The organism is Weissella koreensis KACC 15510, assembly GCF_000219805.1.
GTDB lineage: Bacteria > Bacillota > Bacilli > Lactobacillales > Lactobacillaceae > Weissella > Weissella koreensis.
On sequence record NC_015759.1, the window covers coordinates 229,081 to 248,673 of the forward strand.

General features: G+C 35.9%; 19 protein-coding genes. 1 reads left to right on the forward strand and 18 read right to left on the reverse strand.

Translation table 11 applies throughout. From position 1 onward, the window contains the following. The first annotated feature begins 123 nt into the window (after positions 1-123). On the forward strand, positions 124-813 hold the full coding sequence (locus WKK_RS01135; RefSeq protein ID WP_013989182.1) for a class Ib ribonucleoside-diphosphate reductase assembly flavoprotein NrdI: 690 nt from the start codon (positions 124-126) through the stop codon (positions 811-813). Positions 814-901: 88 nt separating this feature from the next. On the opposite strand, the gene WKK_RS01140 is transcribed toward WKK_RS01135, so the two are convergent. The 18 genes from WKK_RS01140 to WKK_RS01225 all read right to left on the reverse strand — a co-directional run bounded on the left by WKK_RS01140 (position 902) and on the right by WKK_RS01225 (position 19,592). After that, positions 902-1,351: a MarR family winged helix-turn-helix transcriptional regulator gene (locus WKK_RS01140; RefSeq protein ID WP_013989183.1), complete on the reverse strand. Its 450-nt coding sequence runs from the start codon at positions 1,349-1,351 to the stop codon at positions 902-904. Between the two features lie 196 nt (positions 1,352-1,547). Continuing rightward, entirely contained in the window at positions 1,548-4,343 is a 2,796-nt protein-coding gene (ileS, locus tag WKK_RS01145; RefSeq protein ID WP_013989184.1) for an isoleucine--tRNA ligase, read from the reverse strand. Positions 4,344-4,597: 254 nt separating this feature from the next. Further along, a complete protein-coding gene (locus WKK_RS01150) occupies positions 4,598-5,398 on the reverse strand; it encodes a DivIVA domain-containing protein (RefSeq protein WP_006845627.1) in 801 nt (266 codons plus the stop codon). Positions 5,399-5,413: 15 nt separating this feature from the next. Next, positions 5,414-6,205: a YlmH family RNA-binding protein gene (locus tag WKK_RS01155; RefSeq protein ID WP_013989185.1), complete on the reverse strand. Its 792-nt coding sequence runs from the start codon at positions 6,203-6,205 to the stop codon at positions 5,414-5,416. A gap of 24 nt (positions 6,206-6,229) precedes the next feature. Continuing rightward, complete coding sequence (locus tag WKK_RS01160; protein WP_006845629.1) at positions 6,230-6,493, reverse strand: YggT family protein; 264 nt, start codon at positions 6,491-6,493, stop codon at positions 6,230-6,232. Positions 6,494-6,505: 12 nt separating this feature from the next. After that, positions 6,506-6,994: a cell division protein SepF gene (locus WKK_RS01165; RefSeq protein ID WP_006845630.1), complete on the reverse strand. Its 489-nt coding sequence runs from the start codon at positions 6,992-6,994 to the stop codon at positions 6,506-6,508. Between the two features lie 13 nt (positions 6,995-7,007). After that, the gene (gene ftsZ / locus WKK_RS01170; protein ID WP_006845631.1) at positions 7,008-8,255 is read right to left on the reverse strand and encodes a cell division protein FtsZ; all 1,248 of its coding nucleotides are present in this window, start codon (positions 8,253-8,255) and stop codon (positions 7,008-7,010) included. Between the two features lie 30 nt (positions 8,256-8,285). Beyond that, complete coding sequence (gene ftsA, locus WKK_RS01175; protein WP_006845632.1) at positions 8,286-9,635, reverse strand: cell division protein FtsA; 1,350 nt, start codon at positions 9,633-9,635, stop codon at positions 8,286-8,288. A gap of 140 nt (positions 9,636-9,775) precedes the next feature. Continuing rightward, positions 9,776-10,633: a cell division protein FtsQ/DivIB gene (locus tag WKK_RS01180; RefSeq protein ID WP_006845633.1), complete on the reverse strand. Its 858-nt coding sequence runs from the start codon at positions 10,631-10,633 to the stop codon at positions 9,776-9,778. 27 nt (positions 10,634-10,660) lie between these two features. Beyond that, on the reverse strand, positions 10,661-11,755 hold the full coding sequence (gene murG / locus WKK_RS01185; protein ID WP_013989186.1) for an undecaprenyldiphospho-muramoylpentapeptide beta-N-acetylglucosaminyltransferase: 1,095 nt from the start codon (positions 11,753-11,755) through the stop codon (positions 10,661-10,663). Beyond that, positions 11,755-13,107 carry a UDP-N-acetylmuramoyl-L-alanine--D-glutamate ligase gene (gene murD, locus WKK_RS01190; RefSeq protein WP_006845635.1) on the reverse strand — a complete coding sequence of 451 codons (1,353 nt, stop codon included), beginning with the start codon at positions 13,105-13,107 and terminating at the stop codon, positions 11,755-11,757. The genes murG and murD overlap by 1 nt, the downstream gene beginning before the upstream one ends. Positions 13,108-13,152: 45 nt before the next feature. Continuing rightward, positions 13,153-14,142, reverse strand: a complete 990-nt coding sequence (gene mraY / locus WKK_RS01195) for a phospho-N-acetylmuramoyl-pentapeptide-transferase (protein WP_006845636.1) — start codon at positions 14,140-14,142, stop codon at positions 13,153-13,155. Positions 14,143-14,190: 48 nt separating this feature from the next. Beyond that, a complete protein-coding gene (locus WKK_RS01200; protein ID WP_013989187.1) occupies positions 14,191-16,320 on the reverse strand; it encodes a penicillin-binding protein in 2,130 nt (709 codons plus the stop codon). Between the two features lie 16 nt (positions 16,321-16,336). Continuing rightward, positions 16,337-16,696 (reverse strand): hypothetical protein, encoded by a 360-nt coding sequence (locus WKK_RS01205; RefSeq protein ID WP_013989188.1) that lies wholly within the window; start codon positions 16,694-16,696, stop codon positions 16,337-16,339. Between the two features lie 24 nt (positions 16,697-16,720). Beyond that, a complete protein-coding gene (rsmH, locus tag WKK_RS01210; protein ID WP_013989189.1) occupies positions 16,721-17,665 on the reverse strand; it encodes a 16S rRNA (cytosine(1402)-N(4))-methyltransferase RsmH in 945 nt (314 codons plus the stop codon). Positions 17,666-17,688: 23 nt separating this feature from the next. Further along, a complete protein-coding gene (mraZ, locus tag WKK_RS01215; protein WP_013989190.1) occupies positions 17,689-18,129 on the reverse strand; it encodes a division/cell wall cluster transcriptional repressor MraZ in 441 nt (146 codons plus the stop codon). A 302-nt stretch (positions 18,130-18,431) separates the two neighbouring features. After that, a complete protein-coding gene (locus WKK_RS01220; protein WP_006845641.1) occupies positions 18,432-18,818 on the reverse strand; it encodes a hypothetical protein in 387 nt (128 codons plus the stop codon). Positions 18,819-18,830: 12 nt separating this feature from the next. Further along, the gene (locus WKK_RS01225) at positions 18,831-19,592 is read right to left on the reverse strand and encodes an RsmE family RNA methyltransferase (RefSeq protein ID WP_013989191.1); all 762 of its coding nucleotides are present in this window, start codon (positions 19,590-19,592) and stop codon (positions 18,831-18,833) included. Position 19,593: the final 1 nt, after the last annotated feature.

The following is a 19,593-nucleotide window of genomic DNA, read 5'->3' on the forward strand; positions in this document are numbered from 1 at the left end:
TTTAACAACAAACGTTATTGAGAAACTAAATCTAACGCAATGTTATATTTATTATGCAAAAGAGTTGTTTAACTTTTAAAAATGGAGTATCTTTATACTATTATATTTAACAAGGAGCCTCAAATGATTATCAACTTAATCTATACCTCAATTGCTGGAAATACTAAAAAATTCATTGATAATTTAATTGAATTCTCACAACATAACGAAATTAATTATCAATTTAAAGCTATTGAAATTTCTGAAAACACACAACTAAACACTTTAAATCACCCAAGTTTTGTTTTTGTCCCAACCTATTTAGATGGTGGTAATGGCATTCATAGCGGTGTGAAAGAGATCCTCACTACTCCACTCTTTGAATTTCTTGAAGATCTACCTGATACCAAAAATCTTTTAGGCGTCATTGGATCAGGCAACAAAAATTTTAATGCGCAATATGTTTTAACTGCTCGACGTTATGCTATTAAATTTGGTGTTCCTTTAATTGACAACTTCGAATTACGTGGTGTTCCAACAGATGTTGAACGTATCTTTAATAATATTATGACCAGGCTAGATCAAAAGATATCAAATCGACCACTTCAATTTAAACCAACAAAGGCCTATCAATGCATTTCTAACGCTGTGACTGAACTTATAATGATTGATGAAAACCAACAGTTGGTTTCCCCTATCTTTGCTGGAAGCAATTTTAACTTGTCTTCGCAGGCATTAGACCCTATAGAATTAGAAAGACCCGAGGAACTGTATTCTATTCAAGTTAAAGCCTTAACCATTCAACACTATTGGTTGGTACCTCGAACAATCTAAGAACAATCTAATTTTTTATATAATTAATAAAAATACCCTTACCATTGAAAGTTAAACTCCAACGGTAAGGGTATTTTTATATTTTTAACTAATCAACTAAATTTTTCAAATAGTCTTGCAATCTAAAAATAGCATTTTGTACTGTATTTGATTCTTCACTATCAAGGTCACTAAACATCGTATGTGTAAGTCCCCGGTGAAAAGCATCATGGGGACGACAAACTGCTTGTCCTTTGGCAGTTAAAACGATTAGAACAAGACGTCGATCAACATCATCACGCTGACGTTCAACATAACCCTTGCGGAATAATTTATCAATCGAACTAGTCATTGTACTTGGTGTTACATGTACAATATGAGCTAGTTTTGATGCGGCCACTTCACCTTGTCCACCAATCGCCGCAATAATGTGCATATCCTTTAGTGTAATATCACTAAACTCAGAGTCACGCAGTGAGGCCTCTTCTATCCACATTGCATTATTAAAAACATCAACAAGTGAAGTATTCACATCTTCAAAAGAAATTTTATCCGCCATTTTCACCATCCTTATTTCTATCAAATTATCTAGAAACATCCGATAATTTGAACTTCTAAATATTCGACACTTCATCTTAACGTGATATTTATTTTTTGTCAAATATCATCGTAAAGATAAAAGCGACCGGGTAAAAAAATTCCGATCGCTTCTCTTCTATTCAGTAATTTATCAAATGATAGAATTATTTATTAAATTATTCTAAACCTTCATCCAATGCCTCTGGGAAATTATCACGAACAATCTGTGCTTCGTGTTTAGACAGCATTGGGAAGTCTGAATCTTGACCAAGATCCAAGTGATACATTCGATCACGTGGTGACATTTCACCAGCAGCATGTTCCACCTCAACAAAGTAATCATCAAATTGATCAACGGTGTCTGGCTTATCTGCAATTGACTTCAATTCCAACTGTGATACCAACAAAAGAACTCGAATGTCTTGACCCAAACTATCGATTAATTCTTTTTGTTCTGGTTGTAGATACAAAGTTACAGCGGCTTCAGCTGGCTTACCAATCAAGTCATTATTACGAGCTACTTCTAAGGCTTTATTGACCGCTGATCGGATATCCATAAACTTAGTCCAACGCGTTAACAATTCGCTATCATGATCCAAATCTTCCACTTCAGGCATATCTGTCAAATAAGCAAATTCACCTGTCTCATTAGGCAAATATTCAAAAATTTCTTCTGCTGTATGAGGCAAAATTGGTAGCATCAGTTTATTTAAGCTCACTAAGATTTTATACAAAACTGTTTGCACTGAGCGACGTAAAATACCATTTGGTGCTTCAACATACAAAACATCCTTGTTGAAGTCCAAGTAAAATGCTGACAAATCAACATTAATAAAGTTCATTAATGATTTATTAACGGCTTGGAAATCATAACGATCATATGCAGACTTCAATTCAGCAACTAGATCATTAAAACGCGCATAGAAATATTGATCAACAGGTGTCATATCAGCAAAAGCGACTTGATCTTTCTGAGAATCAAAGTCACTAGTATTAGCTAGCAAGAATCGCATTGTATTTCTAATCTTACGATAACTGTCTGAAGTTTGCTTAAACCCATCCATGGTAACACGGACATCCTGAGATGTATCAACCGTTGATACCCAAAGACGAATAATATCAGCTCCCATACTATCAGTAATCTCATTTGGTTCAATCGTATTTCCAATGGATTTAGACATTTTTTCACCATTAGCATCTAAAGTGAATCCTTGTGAAAGAACGCTCTTGTATGGTGCATGACCAGTTGCTGCAACCGAAGTAATAATTGATGAGTTAAACCATCCACGGTATTGATCAGAACCTTCCAAGACAAGATCAGCTGGGAACTCCAAATTATCTCGCGTTGCCAAAACACCTTGATGAGAAGTCCCTGAATCAAACCAAACATCCATAATGTCATTTTCTTTAGTAAATTGGCCATTTGGTGAATGTTCATTTGTATAACCTTCTGGCAAAAGTTCCTTAGGCTCTTTTTCAAACCAATAAGTTGAACCATTCTCTTCCACTAATTTGGCTACATGTTCAATAACATCTGGGTCTAGGATTGCTGTTCCATCTTCTGCATAGAAAATTGGAAGAGGCACGCCCCAAACACGTTGTCGTGAAATTACCCAATCACCACGATCTTTCAACATATTGTAAAGGCGTTTTTTACCCCAAGCTGGTGAGAAAGTAACATTATCCAATTCAGATAGTAAATCATCTCTAAAATCAGCTACTGAAGCAAACCATTGTGGCACAGCTCGATATATAACTGGTTTCTTAGTTCGCCAATCAAACGGATATGAATGCGTAATATCTTCTTGCTTTAAGAGAACCCCTTGATCAGATAACTTCTTTAATGAGATTGCATTTGCATCCTCATAGAAGACACCTGCAAAGTCAACTCCAGCTTCTTCAGTCATTTTACCTTGATAGTCTACCGGTACTGCTATTTCTAGGTTGTACTTTTGCCCAACATAAAAATCATCTTCCCCAAATCCAGGCGCAGTATGAACTAATCCGGTCCCTGCATCAAGAGTAACAAAGTCTGCCAACATTACTAATAACTCAACATCATCATAGAATGGATGTTGTGCAGTAATATATTCCAAATCTTTTCCAGTAAATTCAGCCAAAACTTCATAGTCTGACCAACCAAATATTTCAGCATCATGAGCTAACAATTCAGTAGCAATGATATACTTCTTATCTGATCCAGATGGCTTTACTTGTGAATACTTAAATTCAGCATTCAATGAAATTCCACGAGAACCAGGAATGGTCCAAGGAGTTGTCGTCCAAACCACAAAGTAAGTATCATTATCTAGAAGTCCCTTACCGTCCTTCACTTGCTCTGCATAATATGCAGTTGGTGAAGTTACATCATGATACTCAATTTCTGAAAGAGCCAAAGCAGATTCAGAAGACCATGACCAAAAGACTGGCTTTTTACCTTTATAGATATAACCTTTTTTAGCCATGTCACCAAAGACTCGCAATTGAGCTGCTTCAAATTCAGGCATTAAGGTAAGATATGGTTGGTCCCAATCGGCAGCAATTCCCAAGCGCTTAAAGTCATTCATTTGCTTTTTAACTTGCTTGTGAGCAAATTCATCGGCCATTTTACGCCAAATTACTGGTCCAACTGCTTTACGATCTTTTCCCATCTTGGTCAATTGTTGTTCAATTGGCAAACCGTGTGTATCCCAACCAGGAATAAATGGTGAACGGAATCCGTTCATTGACTTGTAACGAACAATAATATCCTTAGAAATTTTGTTCATCGCATGTCCAATATGAATATTTCCATTGGCGTATGGAGGTCCATCATGCAAAATAAACGTAGGTTTTCCTTCGTTTAGTTTCTGACGAGCTTCATAGACTTTATTCTCTGCCCAAATCTTTTCACGTCGTACTTCATTGACGGGTAAATTACCACGCATCGGAAATTTAGTTTTACCGATATTCAATGTATTTTTAATTTTCATTAATTTAGCACTCCTATTTTGTATTTTTAAATAAAAAGTCCGCATTGATTAACTTAATAATCAATGCGGGACGTTAGTTTATTAACGTGGTACCACCCGAGTTCGCCAAAAGGCCTCAAAATATTATCATCTTTAATTTGGTCTTTTAGTGATAAGTATTAAGTTTAACTTTTTCGGCTCACACCATCCCGAAATCGCTTAAAAGTACTCTTAATACCGTTTGGTTAAAAAACTCTATTTATAATAAACTAAAATTAATCTTTATTCAAGAATTGATCCCGATTTTGATCTTTTTCAGGTAGAACAACTACAGTATCAACGTCATCAGATTTAGACGTTGCTTTAGCTTCATCAGAAAATTCTGCTAACTTTGCTTGTACAGCAGACTCAAAATCTAAATCAGCTGTTGAAGATATTGGCATAGTAGCTGCTGAAGACATTGGATTAACCGCAGCTGAAGATGTTGGCATAGTAGCTGCTGAAGATGCGGCTACTAATTTTTCATTCGCTGCTGAACCAACTGTTAAGCCTTCAATTTCAGACCAACCATTATCATTATTCACTAAATCAATTTGATTTTTAAGAATTCCTGTCAACTTACTTTTAAATGATAACATTTCTTGAGTTAAAGCATCTTTCTCGGCTTTCAAACGATCAATTTCAACTTGTGAATCATTCTTAATTTTATCTGCATCTCCATTGGCCTTAGTAATAATTTCATTGGCCTTTGAAGTAGCATCCAAAACAGTCTTTTGAGCTTGAGATTCGGCTTGTGAACGAGTTGCTTCCACCTCTGACTCAGTTTGCTTCTTCAAACGTTCGGCAGCTTCTTGCGCAATCAAGATTGAGGAATTAACTGATTGTTTCATTTCCTCTACTTGTTGGGCGTTGGCTTCTGCATCAGCCACCTTAGTCTTCAAAGTTTGATTCTCATTAATCAAATTTTCAAAATCAATTACAATTTGATCCAAAAAGTCATTAACCTCAACTTTATCGAATCCGCGACCGCGACTAGTAAAATCTTTTGAATGAATTTCTTGTGGTGTTAATGCCATATCTCTAACCTCTTCCTATTTTTTGATAACATTTAAGCTAATTCGCCATTTATCTTTTTTTGTTTGTCCATTTATTTCAGTTATTTTTAATCGGCCATAGCGCCGGACCGAAATCAAATCGTTAATTGCTACGACCTCATCCGGGCGATCCATTACGGTCCAATTGATTTTAACTGAACCATGTTCAATCAACTCTTTTGCTTTGGACCTAGATATATTATACCCATTTGCGACAATAATATCCAACCTTAACGAAGCTGCCAACGTTTCTTCTAGTAAGTAATCCTGTAAGGGGTGTAATACGTCCCTGATATCTACTTCTAAATATCGAACTTTAACCCGTCCAATCCGCTCTAAATCAGGTGATTGTTGAACAAATTGTGCAATTGGATTAGTGACAATAATTTGCCAATTTTTCTGTTCGTCGGTAATAATATCGCCAATTCTATTTCGCTGTAAACCAGAATTAATTAATGCCCCTAAAATATCACTGTGATGTAATTCAGCAAATTTGATTGGATAATTAATTTGTATAACTTTCAAATCAAAATCATTAATATTCCAATCATAATAACTAGGAACTAATAAACCACGTTGGCTTTCAGCGTCTTCATAACCGCCCCAAAAATTAACTTTAATTTCATCATCACCATTAATCAACGTTTCCAAAATATAACGTTGACGAGGGTTCAAAAAATTGGTCAGGATAGGTCGATATTCATCATGCGCTTGTCGTAAAAGTCCTTCAGCAAAATCAATAAATTCTGATTCATAAGGTCGAAAATGTTGTTTAATTTTATCAACCATTTTCTCATCTCATTTCATTTTTAATTAATAAAACATTTGGCTAAGCATTCTTAATCCGAATTCAGCTGCTTCTAAAATTAAAATTGCAATCAGTGGTGAAAAATCTAACATACCAGTTCTAGGTAAAAGTTTTCGAACTGGTTCAACAATTAAATCACTCATCCATGTAGCCCATTGACCAAATTTACTTTGTAAGGCACCTGGAAACCATGACATCAAAGCAGTAATTACAATTAATAATTCTAATCCAGAAATTGCAAAGTGTAATAAAGCAAAGATTAAATTCATAAATACCCCTATTTAATTTTCAAAAGAGTTTCCTAGATTTTGTGAAATCGTTCCTGAAATTTCAAAATTATGTGGTGTCGCTAGGAAAATAGATTCTCCAATTCTTTGGACACTACCTTCAACAGATTGTGCAGCTCCAGCTAAATAATCTACTATCCTCATTGATTGAGAATTATCAATTGAACTAAAATTGATCAATGCTGCATTACCATTTAAAATCTCATTTACAATTTCTTTAACATCAGAATAAATTCGCGGCTCAAAAACCACTATTTTAGCTGTGTCTCCTAATTGTGCATCCATAGCTAACACATTTGGCCGTTGAACTTTAGGCTTTGGTCGTGAATCCGCATTATTAGCTGTATTAGCATTTCCAGTATTAGTGGATGGCTCTTCTTCATTATTATTTGATTCATCATAATACTCTTGTGATGATGAATTATATTCATAGTCTTCTTCATTAGAATTAAAAAAATTAGAAACTTTTTGCATAAAGCTCATATCCTATTCTCCGTTAGTTGTTACCCCGGTTTTTCCAGTTAAAGAATGGTGGACGTTCTACTTCTTCGTCATCTACTGTGTCATTTGATGAAAAAGTATCAAATGATTGAGTCCCAGCATTAGGGTCAGTCATTTTTGTTGCATCCGCTGGATTTGAATTCATATTTTGATTCGTATCGTAAGCATTCCATCCATCAAAAGGATCATTAGTTTTGACATTATTATTGATAGAAGAATTACCATCTGTCGCTGCTGCAGTATTATTAGTATTTGCTTGATTTAAATTTAATTCTGGCTTAGTTTGTGCTTCTCGATCGATTCCAGTTGCAACAACCGTCACAACAATTTCTTCACCCAAAGCTTCATCCAAAGTGGTACCAAAGATAACATTGACATCATCCCCAGCAGCCTCTTTAATTGCATCAGCTGCTTGCTGAGCCGCAAACAATGGCATACTGTAGCTTCCCTTAACAGAGAGCAAGACGTCTGTTGCTCCATCGATCTTAGACTCTAATAAGGGTGACTTAATGGCAGCCTTAGTGGCATCGGTTGCTGCACTTTCTCCACTAGCTGAAGCAATTCCCATGACAGCAGTTCCCTTATTCTCCATTACCGTTTTAACGTCAGCAAAGTCGACGTTGATTAGTCCTGGATTCGTGATCAATTGTGAAATTCCACTAACTCCATTTACGAGGACAGAATCGGCCATTTTAAAGGCGTCAACCATTGTAGTATTTCGATCCAAAACTTGAAGAAGGTTGTTATTTGAAACAACGATTAATGAATCAACATTTTTCTTTAGATTGGCAAGTCCTTCTGCTGCTGCTGTTCCACGCTTAGGGCCTTCAAAACTAAATGGTCGGGTTACAACCCCAACAGTCAAAGCACCTGCTTCTTTAGCAATACGGGCAATAATAGGGGCAGCCCCAGTTCCTGTACCACCTCCCATTCCAGCAGTAACGAAGACCATATCAGCACCGTTTAAAGCTTCTGCAATTTCAGCTTCAGATTCAGATGCCGCATCGGCTCCAACTTCTGGTCGAGCACCAGCACCTAATCCTTTAGTCTCTTTTGATCCAATTTGGATTTTAATTTCCGCTGGTGAACTAGCGAGGGCTTGAGCGTCGGTATTGGCAACAATAAATTGCACACCACTAACACCACTGGCGACCATCTGAGCGATTGCGTTTCCACCACCACCACCAACACCAATTACTTTAATTGCTGCTCCTACCGGTTGATTTTCGATTTGCATTTCCATTCGGATAATCCTCTTTCATAAATTAATTCTTTAATTAAACAACTCACTAAACCAATTTTTTATTCTATCCATAATACCAGGTTTACTATCATTGTTTATTGAGTTATTTGGAATACTTGGTTGAATCAGTTGTTCTTCTTCAATAATCTGTTCATTTGGAACTCGAACAACATTTTTTTCATATTTCTTAGATTCATCATTTGTAGGCTCAACTGTAAATGGTAACCCTAGCATCGCCTGTTTTACAATTAAAGCAACTTTATTTTGTTGTGCTGCATAATTCACTAAAGCCCAAGCCCCAACGTATGCCGGATTCTGCAAACCAATTTCATGAGGCATAAATAATTTTGCATTAATCCCATATGCTGCTTGTAAAATATCTTGGGTGTATCGCAAGGAAGAACTCCCTCCTGACACGATCATACCACCAGGTAATTGAAAGGCCGAAATAGTATCTAAACGTTCACCTAACTTAGTTACAATTTGTTGCATCCGAGCACCGATAATTTCACTTAATTCTAATTCAGAAATTCGAATCGGCTTTTTACCAACTGGTTCAACAGTTAGTAAATGTGCCTCATTAGCATATTGTGGTGCCGACACTCCAGCATCTAGTTTAAGTTGTTCCGCATCTTGATTACTGATATTCAAGACCTGACTGATATCATTAGTAATATTAAATCCACCAGCCCCATAGGTTGAAATGAATTTAATTTGATGATTTTGCACGATTGTGGCAGTCGTTTGACCTGCACCCAGATCCAGCAAAATTGTGCCAAATTCTTGTTCGGCATCTGTTGCAATGGTCTGGCTTGCAGCCAAGGGGGCCAAAACCAAATCTCGAAGATTTAGACCAGCCTTTTGAATTGCCGAGCGTAAGTTAGAAACCAATAGACGTGGACCAATATAGGCCGTGGCACTCAATGTTAAATGCGTTCCAACCATATCATTTGGATCAAGAACCCCACCTAAATCATCAACAGTGAATTCTTGAGCCGTTAAATCTAATACAGTTTGATCATGTTCCAATGGGATATTAACGGCAGCTTTTGTTGCAGCTACTACATCTTGGTAAGAAATATGTTGTGAATCTTGTGTTGTTACTGTTCCACGCACCAACCTCATTTGAATTGAATTGGCGGGGATACTTGCAATAACTTCAGTAAATTCTTGATTTGTCTGTTTTTTAACTTGCGATAAAGCTGCTTTGATATCCTGCGCCGTAGCGTCTATATCAACAACAACTCCTCGTTTTACGCCGTGGGAAATTGACCTCCCGACCGCAATCACATTCACTTGTTGATCTCTAACATCAGAAACTAAAACCTTAACTGTACTAGTTCCTACATCAAGACCAACAATAACGCCGTGATTAGCCATTGCCGATCCTCCTCTACCGTCTATTTTTTTATTATATTATTTTCAGTTTTATACTTAAAATAATACCATACATAACTGGATAAATCCTATTAATTATACGCATCATTCATGTTTTTTCAAAACAAATGATGCGTTTTCATTTAATATTGCTGAAAATAAGTTCCCACTTGGAAATTAAATGTTCCATTTTTATCGATCTGTGCAACCATACCTGGATAGTATTTTAATTTATTTTTAATATCAGACGCTTTAATTAAAACCTTATTACCATCATCCATGATCAAAATAACTTTCTCATCATCTTCATGATCTGGGCTCCAGATTACTTCTGAAACACTATTTTGCAATGCCTTAGAGATACCATTAAATTGCATCGCAACTCTTTTTATTGTTTTGTCATTTGGAAATTTCTCATAATTAGGGAGCCGTTGTGGTTTTTCGCCTACGGATTGAGCAGGGATAAATTTACCATCAGCTAAAATATAATAATTCTTATCTTTTTTGGTGACTAACCCCACCTTGGAATTCTCTTCAATTTTAATTTGAGCTACTTGCATGTTCAAATAACTAATTTTAACTTTTTTAATTTGTGAATTTTTTTCTGCACGCTGTATAAAATAATGCTGTTCACTGAGAAGTTGCCAGGCTGGTATTTTTTTATTAATACCACTTGCTGCTAAAACTTCTGCCTTAGTTAAGTCATGATTACCCGTGATTTCCACCTTTTGAAAACGCATCAAAGGTGATAATAACAAGATTAAAAGCAACGAAATAATTGATAGTATCACGATCATATGTATGCTATTTCGTTCCATCGCATTAAATCGATTTAATATTCGAAATGATTGTGATTTTGAAATAGCCTTAGGTTTCGGAGCACGTTTAGCTGATTGTCCTATACTTCTCGAAAAAAACTTATTGATCCTATTCCACATTTTTTGATCTTGTAATTTATCTTCTTGATGCTTCGATTCATCATTTTTATTTTTTTCATTCATAAGTGCTCCTCCCCTCCTTTTTGATATTTAGATAGCTGACTTAATTAGAGTAATAAATTGATCAGCAGAATCTGTTACACCCAATTCTTTAGCATGCTGAGCCATTATTTTTCGTTGATCCTTATTTAACATTAATTGATTAACTTTATTAACTAACGTCCCGCCTGTCAATTCATTTTCAAGAATCATCAACGCTGCACCAGCATCAACCATACTTTGCGCATTTTTCGTTTGATGATCATTTGTAACATACGGACTAGGAATTAGAATCATTGGTTTACCTAATGCTGTTTGTTCCGCCAAGCTTGTTGCTCCTGATCGCCCGATAACCAAATCAACACGAGGCATAAGATCTTGCATGTTTGCAATATACGGAACAATTTTAATATTATGCTTTACTGTTAGTTTTTCAGACATGATTTGATCTTGAACTTGTTGAAATCTATTCTTACCCGTAGCAAAAATAATTTGGTAATCTTGCTCATTAAATGCTGGTAATGCTTCGACCATAGCTTGATTTATTTTTGGTGCTCCTTGTGAACCACCGAAAACTAAAACAGTTGGTAAATCATTTGATAAATTAAGTTCATCAAAATTAAATTTAGAATTCAAACTACCAGTCACCACCTGCTGCGCTCGTGGATTACCAACTAATGTAGCTGTATCAAAGAATTGTTCTGCCGCTGGAAATGCGATTCCAACTTTGCTCACCTTGCGTTTTAAAAATTTATTTGTAACTCCAATAACTGAATTTTGTTCATGAATCACTGTCGGAATTTTTAATAACTGAGCTGCGTAAAGGACTGGTCCGGCTACATATCCACCTGTCCCCACAACAACATCCGGTTGAAAGGCTTTTAGCAATTTTTTTGCTTTGGTTACAGCTTTTAAAAACAAGTAAACGGTTTTGAAATTATCCAATGAAAGACTACGCACAAATCCTTGAATTTTAACTGATTCAAAATAGATACCTGCTGCTGGAACAATTTCTTTTTCCAACCCCCGTTCACCACCAATATAAAGAAATTCGACGGATGAATCCTGTTTCGACCATTCATCAATGGTCGCCAATGCTGGATAAATATGTCCGCCTGTTCCACCGCCTGAAAATACAACTTTCATTAATTTTGCTCCTTTTGCGCAATGAATTCCTGCATCGATTCTACGAAAATATCACCGCGAATTTCAAAGTTGTCAAATTGATCCCACGAAGCTGCTGCTGGTGAAAATAAAATAATATCGTCTTCATCACTAAACTCAAAAGCAGGTACAAAAGCATCTTTGACGCTCTCAGTTTCAACCACCGGAATGTCTAATTCAGACGCCAACTTTGTTAGTTTCGAACCTGTTTGACCAAATGTCACCATTGCTTTAACGTGCTCTTTTATATCTGGCAATAGCCGTGATAGATCGTCTCCTCGATCTAATCCACCAGCTAATAATATAACCGGTTGAGTAAATCCAGAGAGGGCTTTTTGTGTGGCTTCAATATCAGTAGCCTTGGAATCATTATAAATTTTACGATTCTTATATTCACTAACAAATTGCAAACGATGCTTAACTCCACTAAACTCATGTAACACTTTAGCAATAATCGAGGCTGGAACTTGATTTAAACGACCTATCGCTATCGCGGCCAGTGCGTTTTCTATATTATGATCACCTGGAACGCCTATCTGATCAGCAGCCATAATTTGTTCATCTTTAAAATAAAGCCAACCATCTTTCAAATACGAACCTGTTTGCGTTAGATTGTTCCGAGAAAATGGAATAATTTGAGCATGACTAGTCCGTGCAAGCGTCTGCCATTCATCATTATCCCAATTAATAATCAAATAATCATCATTTGTTTGGTTGCTTGTAATCTTTCTTTTCGCTGATACATATGATTCACGTGTTTTATGCCAGTCCAAATGAGACGAAAATATATTGGTAATAACGGCAAAATGCGGATGTATATTTGGGGTATCAGTCAGTTGAAAACTCGACAATTCAGTAACAATGACATCGTCTTTTGATGAATCTGGTGTCACTTCACTCACAGGGGTCCCAATATTTCCTGCAACCAAGGTGTGACCCTTAGCATTTGGCATTGCTCGCATCACGGCGGCAATCATCTCTGTCGTAGTCGTTTTACCATTTGAGCCTGTGATAGCTATCCAATTACCTTTGATATATTTTTGAGCTTCTGCTACTTCAACTTCAGTCTTAATACCACGTTCTTGGGCTGCTTGTAAAATCGGAATCGTATGAGGAATTCCTGGATTTTTAATAATTAAATCAATTTTATCCAACAATTCCACTCCTTGTTGCTGAGTGAATTTTATTCCCTGAGTTCTTAATTGTTGAATATGCGAATCTTCCAAATCCAAATTTGGATCTGAAACAAGTACATTTGCCCCTTCACGGTTTAATAATTTCGCTGCTGCAGCACCTGAACGTGCAAATCCAATTATTAATACTTGCTTAGTCATCAATCAACGCCCCTTTTCTTACTATTAAAATTACATTTTTATTCTTTATAACCAAATCACAAGATATAAAATTGCTGCTAGAAGACCAACTGCCCAAAATAATGTGTCAACTTGCCATTCATTCCAAGGATGCTTAGGATCCATTCGCCAACCACCTTTTTCAAAGGCGTGATGAATCGGTGCCATCAAAAAGACCCGCTTTTTGAAGAAATGATAAGTTCCAACTTGGATCATAACAGATAAAGTTTCTAGCATAAATACTAATCCAATAATCAGCAATGACCATTCAATATTTAAAACTAAAGAATTCATTGCTAAACCAGCCCCCAAGGCCAAAGATCCAGTATCCCCCATGAAAATTTTAGCAGGATTTTGATTCCAAACGAAGAAGCCTAACAAAGCTCCAATTACTAAGGCATTTAATGCCACAACGTCATAATTTCCTTGCTTTAAAGCCACAATTAAGTAAGCACCATAAGCAATCACTGTTAATCCAGTTGCCAAACCATCTAATCCATCAGAAAAATTAACTGAATTAGACCATCCGACCAACCAAATAATCGTAAACAATCCAAAAATAACCACATTTTGAATATTAACAAAACCTAGGTGTAGGACAAAATCAAAGTTACCCAATAACAAAAGTGAAAAAGCAACTAACGCTGCTAAGATCTCAGCAAACAATTTTGGCAAAAATCGAAAACCTTCATCCCGTTTTTCAAATATTTTTACACTATCATCAAAACCACCAACTAAGGCATACAATAAAATTGCTAACAAAATTGCCCAACTAGTAGGGTTCATTGATCCAAAGAAAATTTGCTTAATGACAAATAAAATTGTAATCGTCAAAATAAAACCTGCTCCACCCATTGTGGGTGTTCCTGCCTTAGCTTGATGATCAGGACCTTTTTCAGAATTTCGAATCACTAATTGTTGAAACTTTATTTTATTAAACCAATTCTTTAATAGATAAGTTCCTCCTAGGGAAACTAAAAAGGCAATTAAAAGCTCAGGTAACCACTTTTCGATCATTATTCATACTCCTCCAAAATTATTATTATTAATTTTAACATTATTTAATCACGGGGTTTTAAATTTAACAGTAATTTCATGGATTCCGTCAGCAATTCTAGTATCGGGCAAAACCGACTGTTCTACTAAGAAGCCTTCACCACTTGAATTGATTTTAATATCCACTAATCGTCCCCAATTTTTAACATCTTTTTTAGACCAACCTTGCATATTAGGGACTTTAACGTTTCCTCCAGATACAATAAATACCCGTTGATTCAACAAGGTTTTCCCTCCACCTAATGGGTACTGATTTTTAACAACTTTACCATCACCAATCACTTCAGGTTTTAAATGGTTAGCTTCAATTTCAGATTTAGCTTTTTTCATTGACTCATTTTTAACAGCTGGTATTTTCGTCTGCTGCTTATCACTGATCACTGCTTTTTTATCTGAAGTGTTCATCTGCAAAGCTTGTTCCATCGTTGAAACGAATACATTCGACATATCCTTGGCAATATTATCGGTATTAGATTGTGGTTCTTTAACAACAATATACATCATGTAGCGCGGATTATCAGACGGAGCCATTCCCATCCAAGAATGTATTTCGTTAGTATTATCACCAGGTTGAGTATATCCAGCTGATGTTGAAATTTGAGCCGTTCCAGACTTACCAGTCGTTTTAACATTCGGAATTGCGTACATTGCACCTAATCCCTTAGGGTTATAAATAACATTTTCTAATTCTTTTCGAGTTGCTTTAGCCGTTGACTCTTTAATTGGCTTAGCCACTTTTGTTCGTTTTGCGCTATAGATAACTTTTTGTGTGTTAGGATCAACAATCTTAGAAATAATATTGGGCTTAATTTCCTCACCATTTCCAGCAATTGCTGAATAGGCTTGAATCATCTGAGCCGGCGTTACTTTAATTCCTTGACCAAATGCAGTATTCGCCTGTTCAATTGGATAGCGAAAATTCATTGATCCTGATGTTTCGGAGCTAAACCCCATGTCAGTAGGTTTTAAGAATTGGAAACGATCCAAGTACTTACCCCAAGTTTTAGAACCCATTTTTTGCTCAGTTAAAACCATTGCCACATTCGATGAAAGTGCAATTCCGTCAGTATATGAAATTCTTCCCCAACCATCACCGTTGTTCCAATCCTTAACAACCTTGTCATCAACTTGAATTTTCCCAGAAGAATAAGTATTATCCCCATTCCAATTGTTTGTATCAATCGCTGAAGCTAAAGTAATTCCCTTTAAGACAGATCCTGGTTCATAAGGTTCCTGTACTAACAAATTTGACCAAAAATTACCAAAGCCAGATTTAGTCGTCGCGTTATAGGTCGGTCGTTGCGTCTCAGCAACAATATCACCCGTTTTAGTATCAACTATCGCTGCAAACGCCTGTTTTGGTTGCATATCAGCTTGCAATGCATTCATTTTATCTTCAAGAGTCGACTGAAGTTTAGTATTCAGAGTTGTGTAGATGTCATAACCATTTTTAGCTTCCACATTTTTAGTTTTTTGACTAAGATTACCATTTTTAATATTATTAGCACTAACCCCAGACTGTTCTGTTAATTGTTTGTTCCACGAACCTTCTATTCCCGAAACCCCTTTAATCTTATTTGAACCAGACGAACTGGCTTCACCAATTAAATCTGAAGCAAATTGTCCATTTGGATAAAGACGTGCCGGATGGGCTTCAAAAATCAATCCAGGAATATTTTTTTTCTTAATAGTACGATATTTTTCTTGAGAAATATTAACCCCATTACTTCCAAACTGAACTTGAAAATAATGATGTTTAATTCCATTTTTAATTATTTTTTTATAATATGAAGCATCGCCGCCTAACTCTTGCGCAAGCTCTTTTGAAACAGTGTTAACTTGGCTATTTTTTAAATATTTAGGCTGATCTTTTTGTAAGACAATAATAGCCGTGTAAACTGAAGAATTTTCGGCTAACACATTTCCAATTGAATCATAAATTTGTCCTCGTTTAACCGATTCTTGATCTTGATTTTCATAAAGATTTTGGGCTCGTTGCTCCAAATTAACGTGATCAACTGAGTGAGTTACGGCAACACTAAAAAAACGGGAGCCAATATAGAAAATCACTCCTGTCAGAATACACAGCATAAAAATAATTGCGCCATGTGATCGCTTCATGTTTCCTTTATTTAACATCCGTTTTCCTCTGTTGTTATTTAACATTCTTAATATTACTATTCTCTAACGACATTCCCGCCTTCTGTGCGACTTCATTGAGTCGTTGTTGTGTCGTTAAATTACTAATTTGTTCCTTAGTATCATTATTTTTATTTCTAACATTGTCTAGTTTCGTAGAGTTAGCTTGAGCAACCTCATTTAGAATCGTAGCTCGGTTAGAAATCCAGACGCTGGCTACTCCAAAACACATCGTAATGAGAATCGCACAAATAATATGTTTTATTTCATTACGCCAAGGCGTTTTAGCATATCGAACCCGTTGTGCTGGCATTTTCTTTGGCCGTTGCTTTGGATTTGGTTGTTGCGGTTGCCATTGTTGCGCATTTTGGGCCATAGTCTCATTCCTTTCATACCCGATTTAGCGAATTCTTTCAATTATTCTTAATTTAGCCGAATGTGCTCGACGGTTTTCTTCTAATTCATGTTCATTAGCATAAATTGGCTTGCGATTGACTAATTTAAAATCGGGCTGCATCTCATCTGGTATTACTGGTAGTCCCGATGGTAAATCTGGCAACTGTGTTTTTTCTTTAAACATCGTTTTAACCAAACGATCTTCTAAACTATGAAAAGTAATCACTGCAATCCGGCCATTAACGTTTAACATATCTAATGCTTGTTGGAGTGATTCTTCAACTGCCCCTAATTCATCGTTTACGGCAATTCGAATTGCTTGAAATGATTTTTTGGCAGGATGACCACCTGTTCGCCGAGCTCCCATAGGAATTGCTGACTTAATAATATCAACCAATTCAAACGTGGTTTCTATTGGTTGTTCCATACGAGCCCGTTCAATAGCACGGGCAATTCTTTTAGCAAATTTTTCTTCACCATAACGTGATAGAATTCGCATCAAATCATTGAAAGACCATTCATTAACTACTGTTCGAGCATTCAAAGTTTGCTTCTGATTCATTCGCATATCTAACGGTGCATCATAATTGTACGAAAACCCGCGTTGACCATCATCAAATTGAGGCGATGAGACACCCAAATCATAAACAATTCCATCAATGCTTTGTACACCGACCTCATTTAAAGCTGTCGTTAGATTTCTAAAATTATTTTGAATTAAAGAAACTTTATTTGTTTCAATTTCATTTTTTAAATGTTCTTGATTATAATCAATTGCCGTTTGATCTTGATCAAATGACCATAATTTTCCAGTCGTTAACTCACTGGCTAAAAGCTTAGAATGTCCGCCTCCGCCTAAAGTTGCATCAACATAGGTACCTGTTGGCTGAACTGCCAGATTTTCAATTGCCTCGTCTAAAAGGACCGTGATATGTTTAAATTCCGTCATACTATTTCCCTTCATCCATTCAGTTAAATATCAAAGCCTAATTCAGCTAGCTCATTTGAAATGTCATCAAAGTTATCCGTAACATCAGCATTGTATTGCTCAAAACGTTCAGTATCCCAAATTTCAAATTCATCATCTCCATAACCAATAATGGTGATGCTTTTTTGTAACAAGGCGTGTTCTTTTAAATTATTAGGTAAAACAATTCGGCCTTGCTTATCAAATTCAACCTCTGTTGCCCCAGCTAAAATAATTCGCTTAAATTGACGCACTTTTGCGTTATTTGATGGTAATTGATTCAACTTACTCTGGTAGGTCTCCCATCCAGCCTGACTATATGCATGTAAAGAATGTTCATTCCCTTTGGTAATAACAAAACCGCTTCCTAATTGATTTCGGAATTTAGCCGGAATAATTAAACGATTTTTAGAATCCAACATATGTTGGTATGTTCCCATAAACATTTAACTATCCCTTCTTTACACTTGAATTAGAGCATATTTTTAAATTTATTAATTGCTTTTCAATATGTATAATTTACCACTTTACACCACTTAATACCACTCTAAACCACCGCCATTCACCATTCAGTGGAATAGTTTTTGCAATTTTTTTTTTAAAGCCTATTCCTATGCGTATAATTCGGTTAAGCTCAAATGTTAAAAAACGTTTAAGAATATTTATATTCAATTAATTTTTATACGTTTTATCAAAAAAAAGACCTAATTCTTTCTTAGAATCAGATCTTGTTATAATTAATTTTAATCTATTTAACTTCTTTAATTCCCCCATCAATTGGGATTTGGTCATCAATATCAACTTCAGATTCTTGTCCCATCGTGTATGCATAAAGTTCAATAATAAAATATACAATTCCAAAATAGTATCCATATGCATCTGGAAATAGATTTAAAACAACGCCTAGGCAAAAAATAAGTGGCCAAACAATTAATAAATACCAAAATGATCCATGACGACGTAGATAAATACCCACAAAGACACTAAAAATAATATTAATAATAAATAAGCTAATAATTACTCCCAAAATTTTTAAATTACCTGTTAATTCTTTAATAGCAAATGGGATTAACAATCCAAAAACTGGCATTAAAATCCAAAATTTCCAGTCAGCAATCTTTTTAAATTCGCGCATAATAGCCCCTCCTTATTTAATTTTAATTTGCGAATGATCTAATTCTAATGCAAAGCTCAATACACTCATGGCATACAAAGGTGCTGTTTCTGCTCGTAAAATACGCGCACCTAAACTAGCTTTTTTGAACCCTAAGTCCTCTATCCTACCTAATTCTTGCACTGAAAGGCCACCTTCAGGTCCTATCATAAAGCCAATTGATTTGGCTACCTCTGCATCTTCAATCGATTGAACTAATTGACTTTTTTCACCGGATTTGGCACTTTCTTCCCAAGCTACCACTTTAACCATTTGATCTGGTAAATCAAGCTGTTCGATTTTTTCACAATACTGAACCGTTGGTATTCTTAAACGATGACTCTGTTCAGCTGCCCCTTGAGCAATTTTATTTAAACGTTCGATTTTACGCGGAGCTTTGCTTCCCCAATGTGCTACCGACCAGTCCGTTTCTACTAAAATAAAATGATGTGCTCCTAATTCCGTCGCTTTTTTTATGACATCATCAGGTTTATCACCCTTTGTTAATCCTAGAATCAACGTTACTTCCACAGGCAATTCTACAGTTTGCTCTAGAAGTGGTCCCAACTTAACAATTGTTTCCATATCATCAATTGAAATCACCTCACCCACCCGAATGGTTTGCTGATCATTAAAAACAAACTCAGCCTTTGTACCAATTTTACCACGCAAGACTTTCATCAAATGATGTTTTATGTCATCTGGTAATTTAACTAAATCATTTTCAGGTATTTCATCTAAAAAATAACGTTGCATA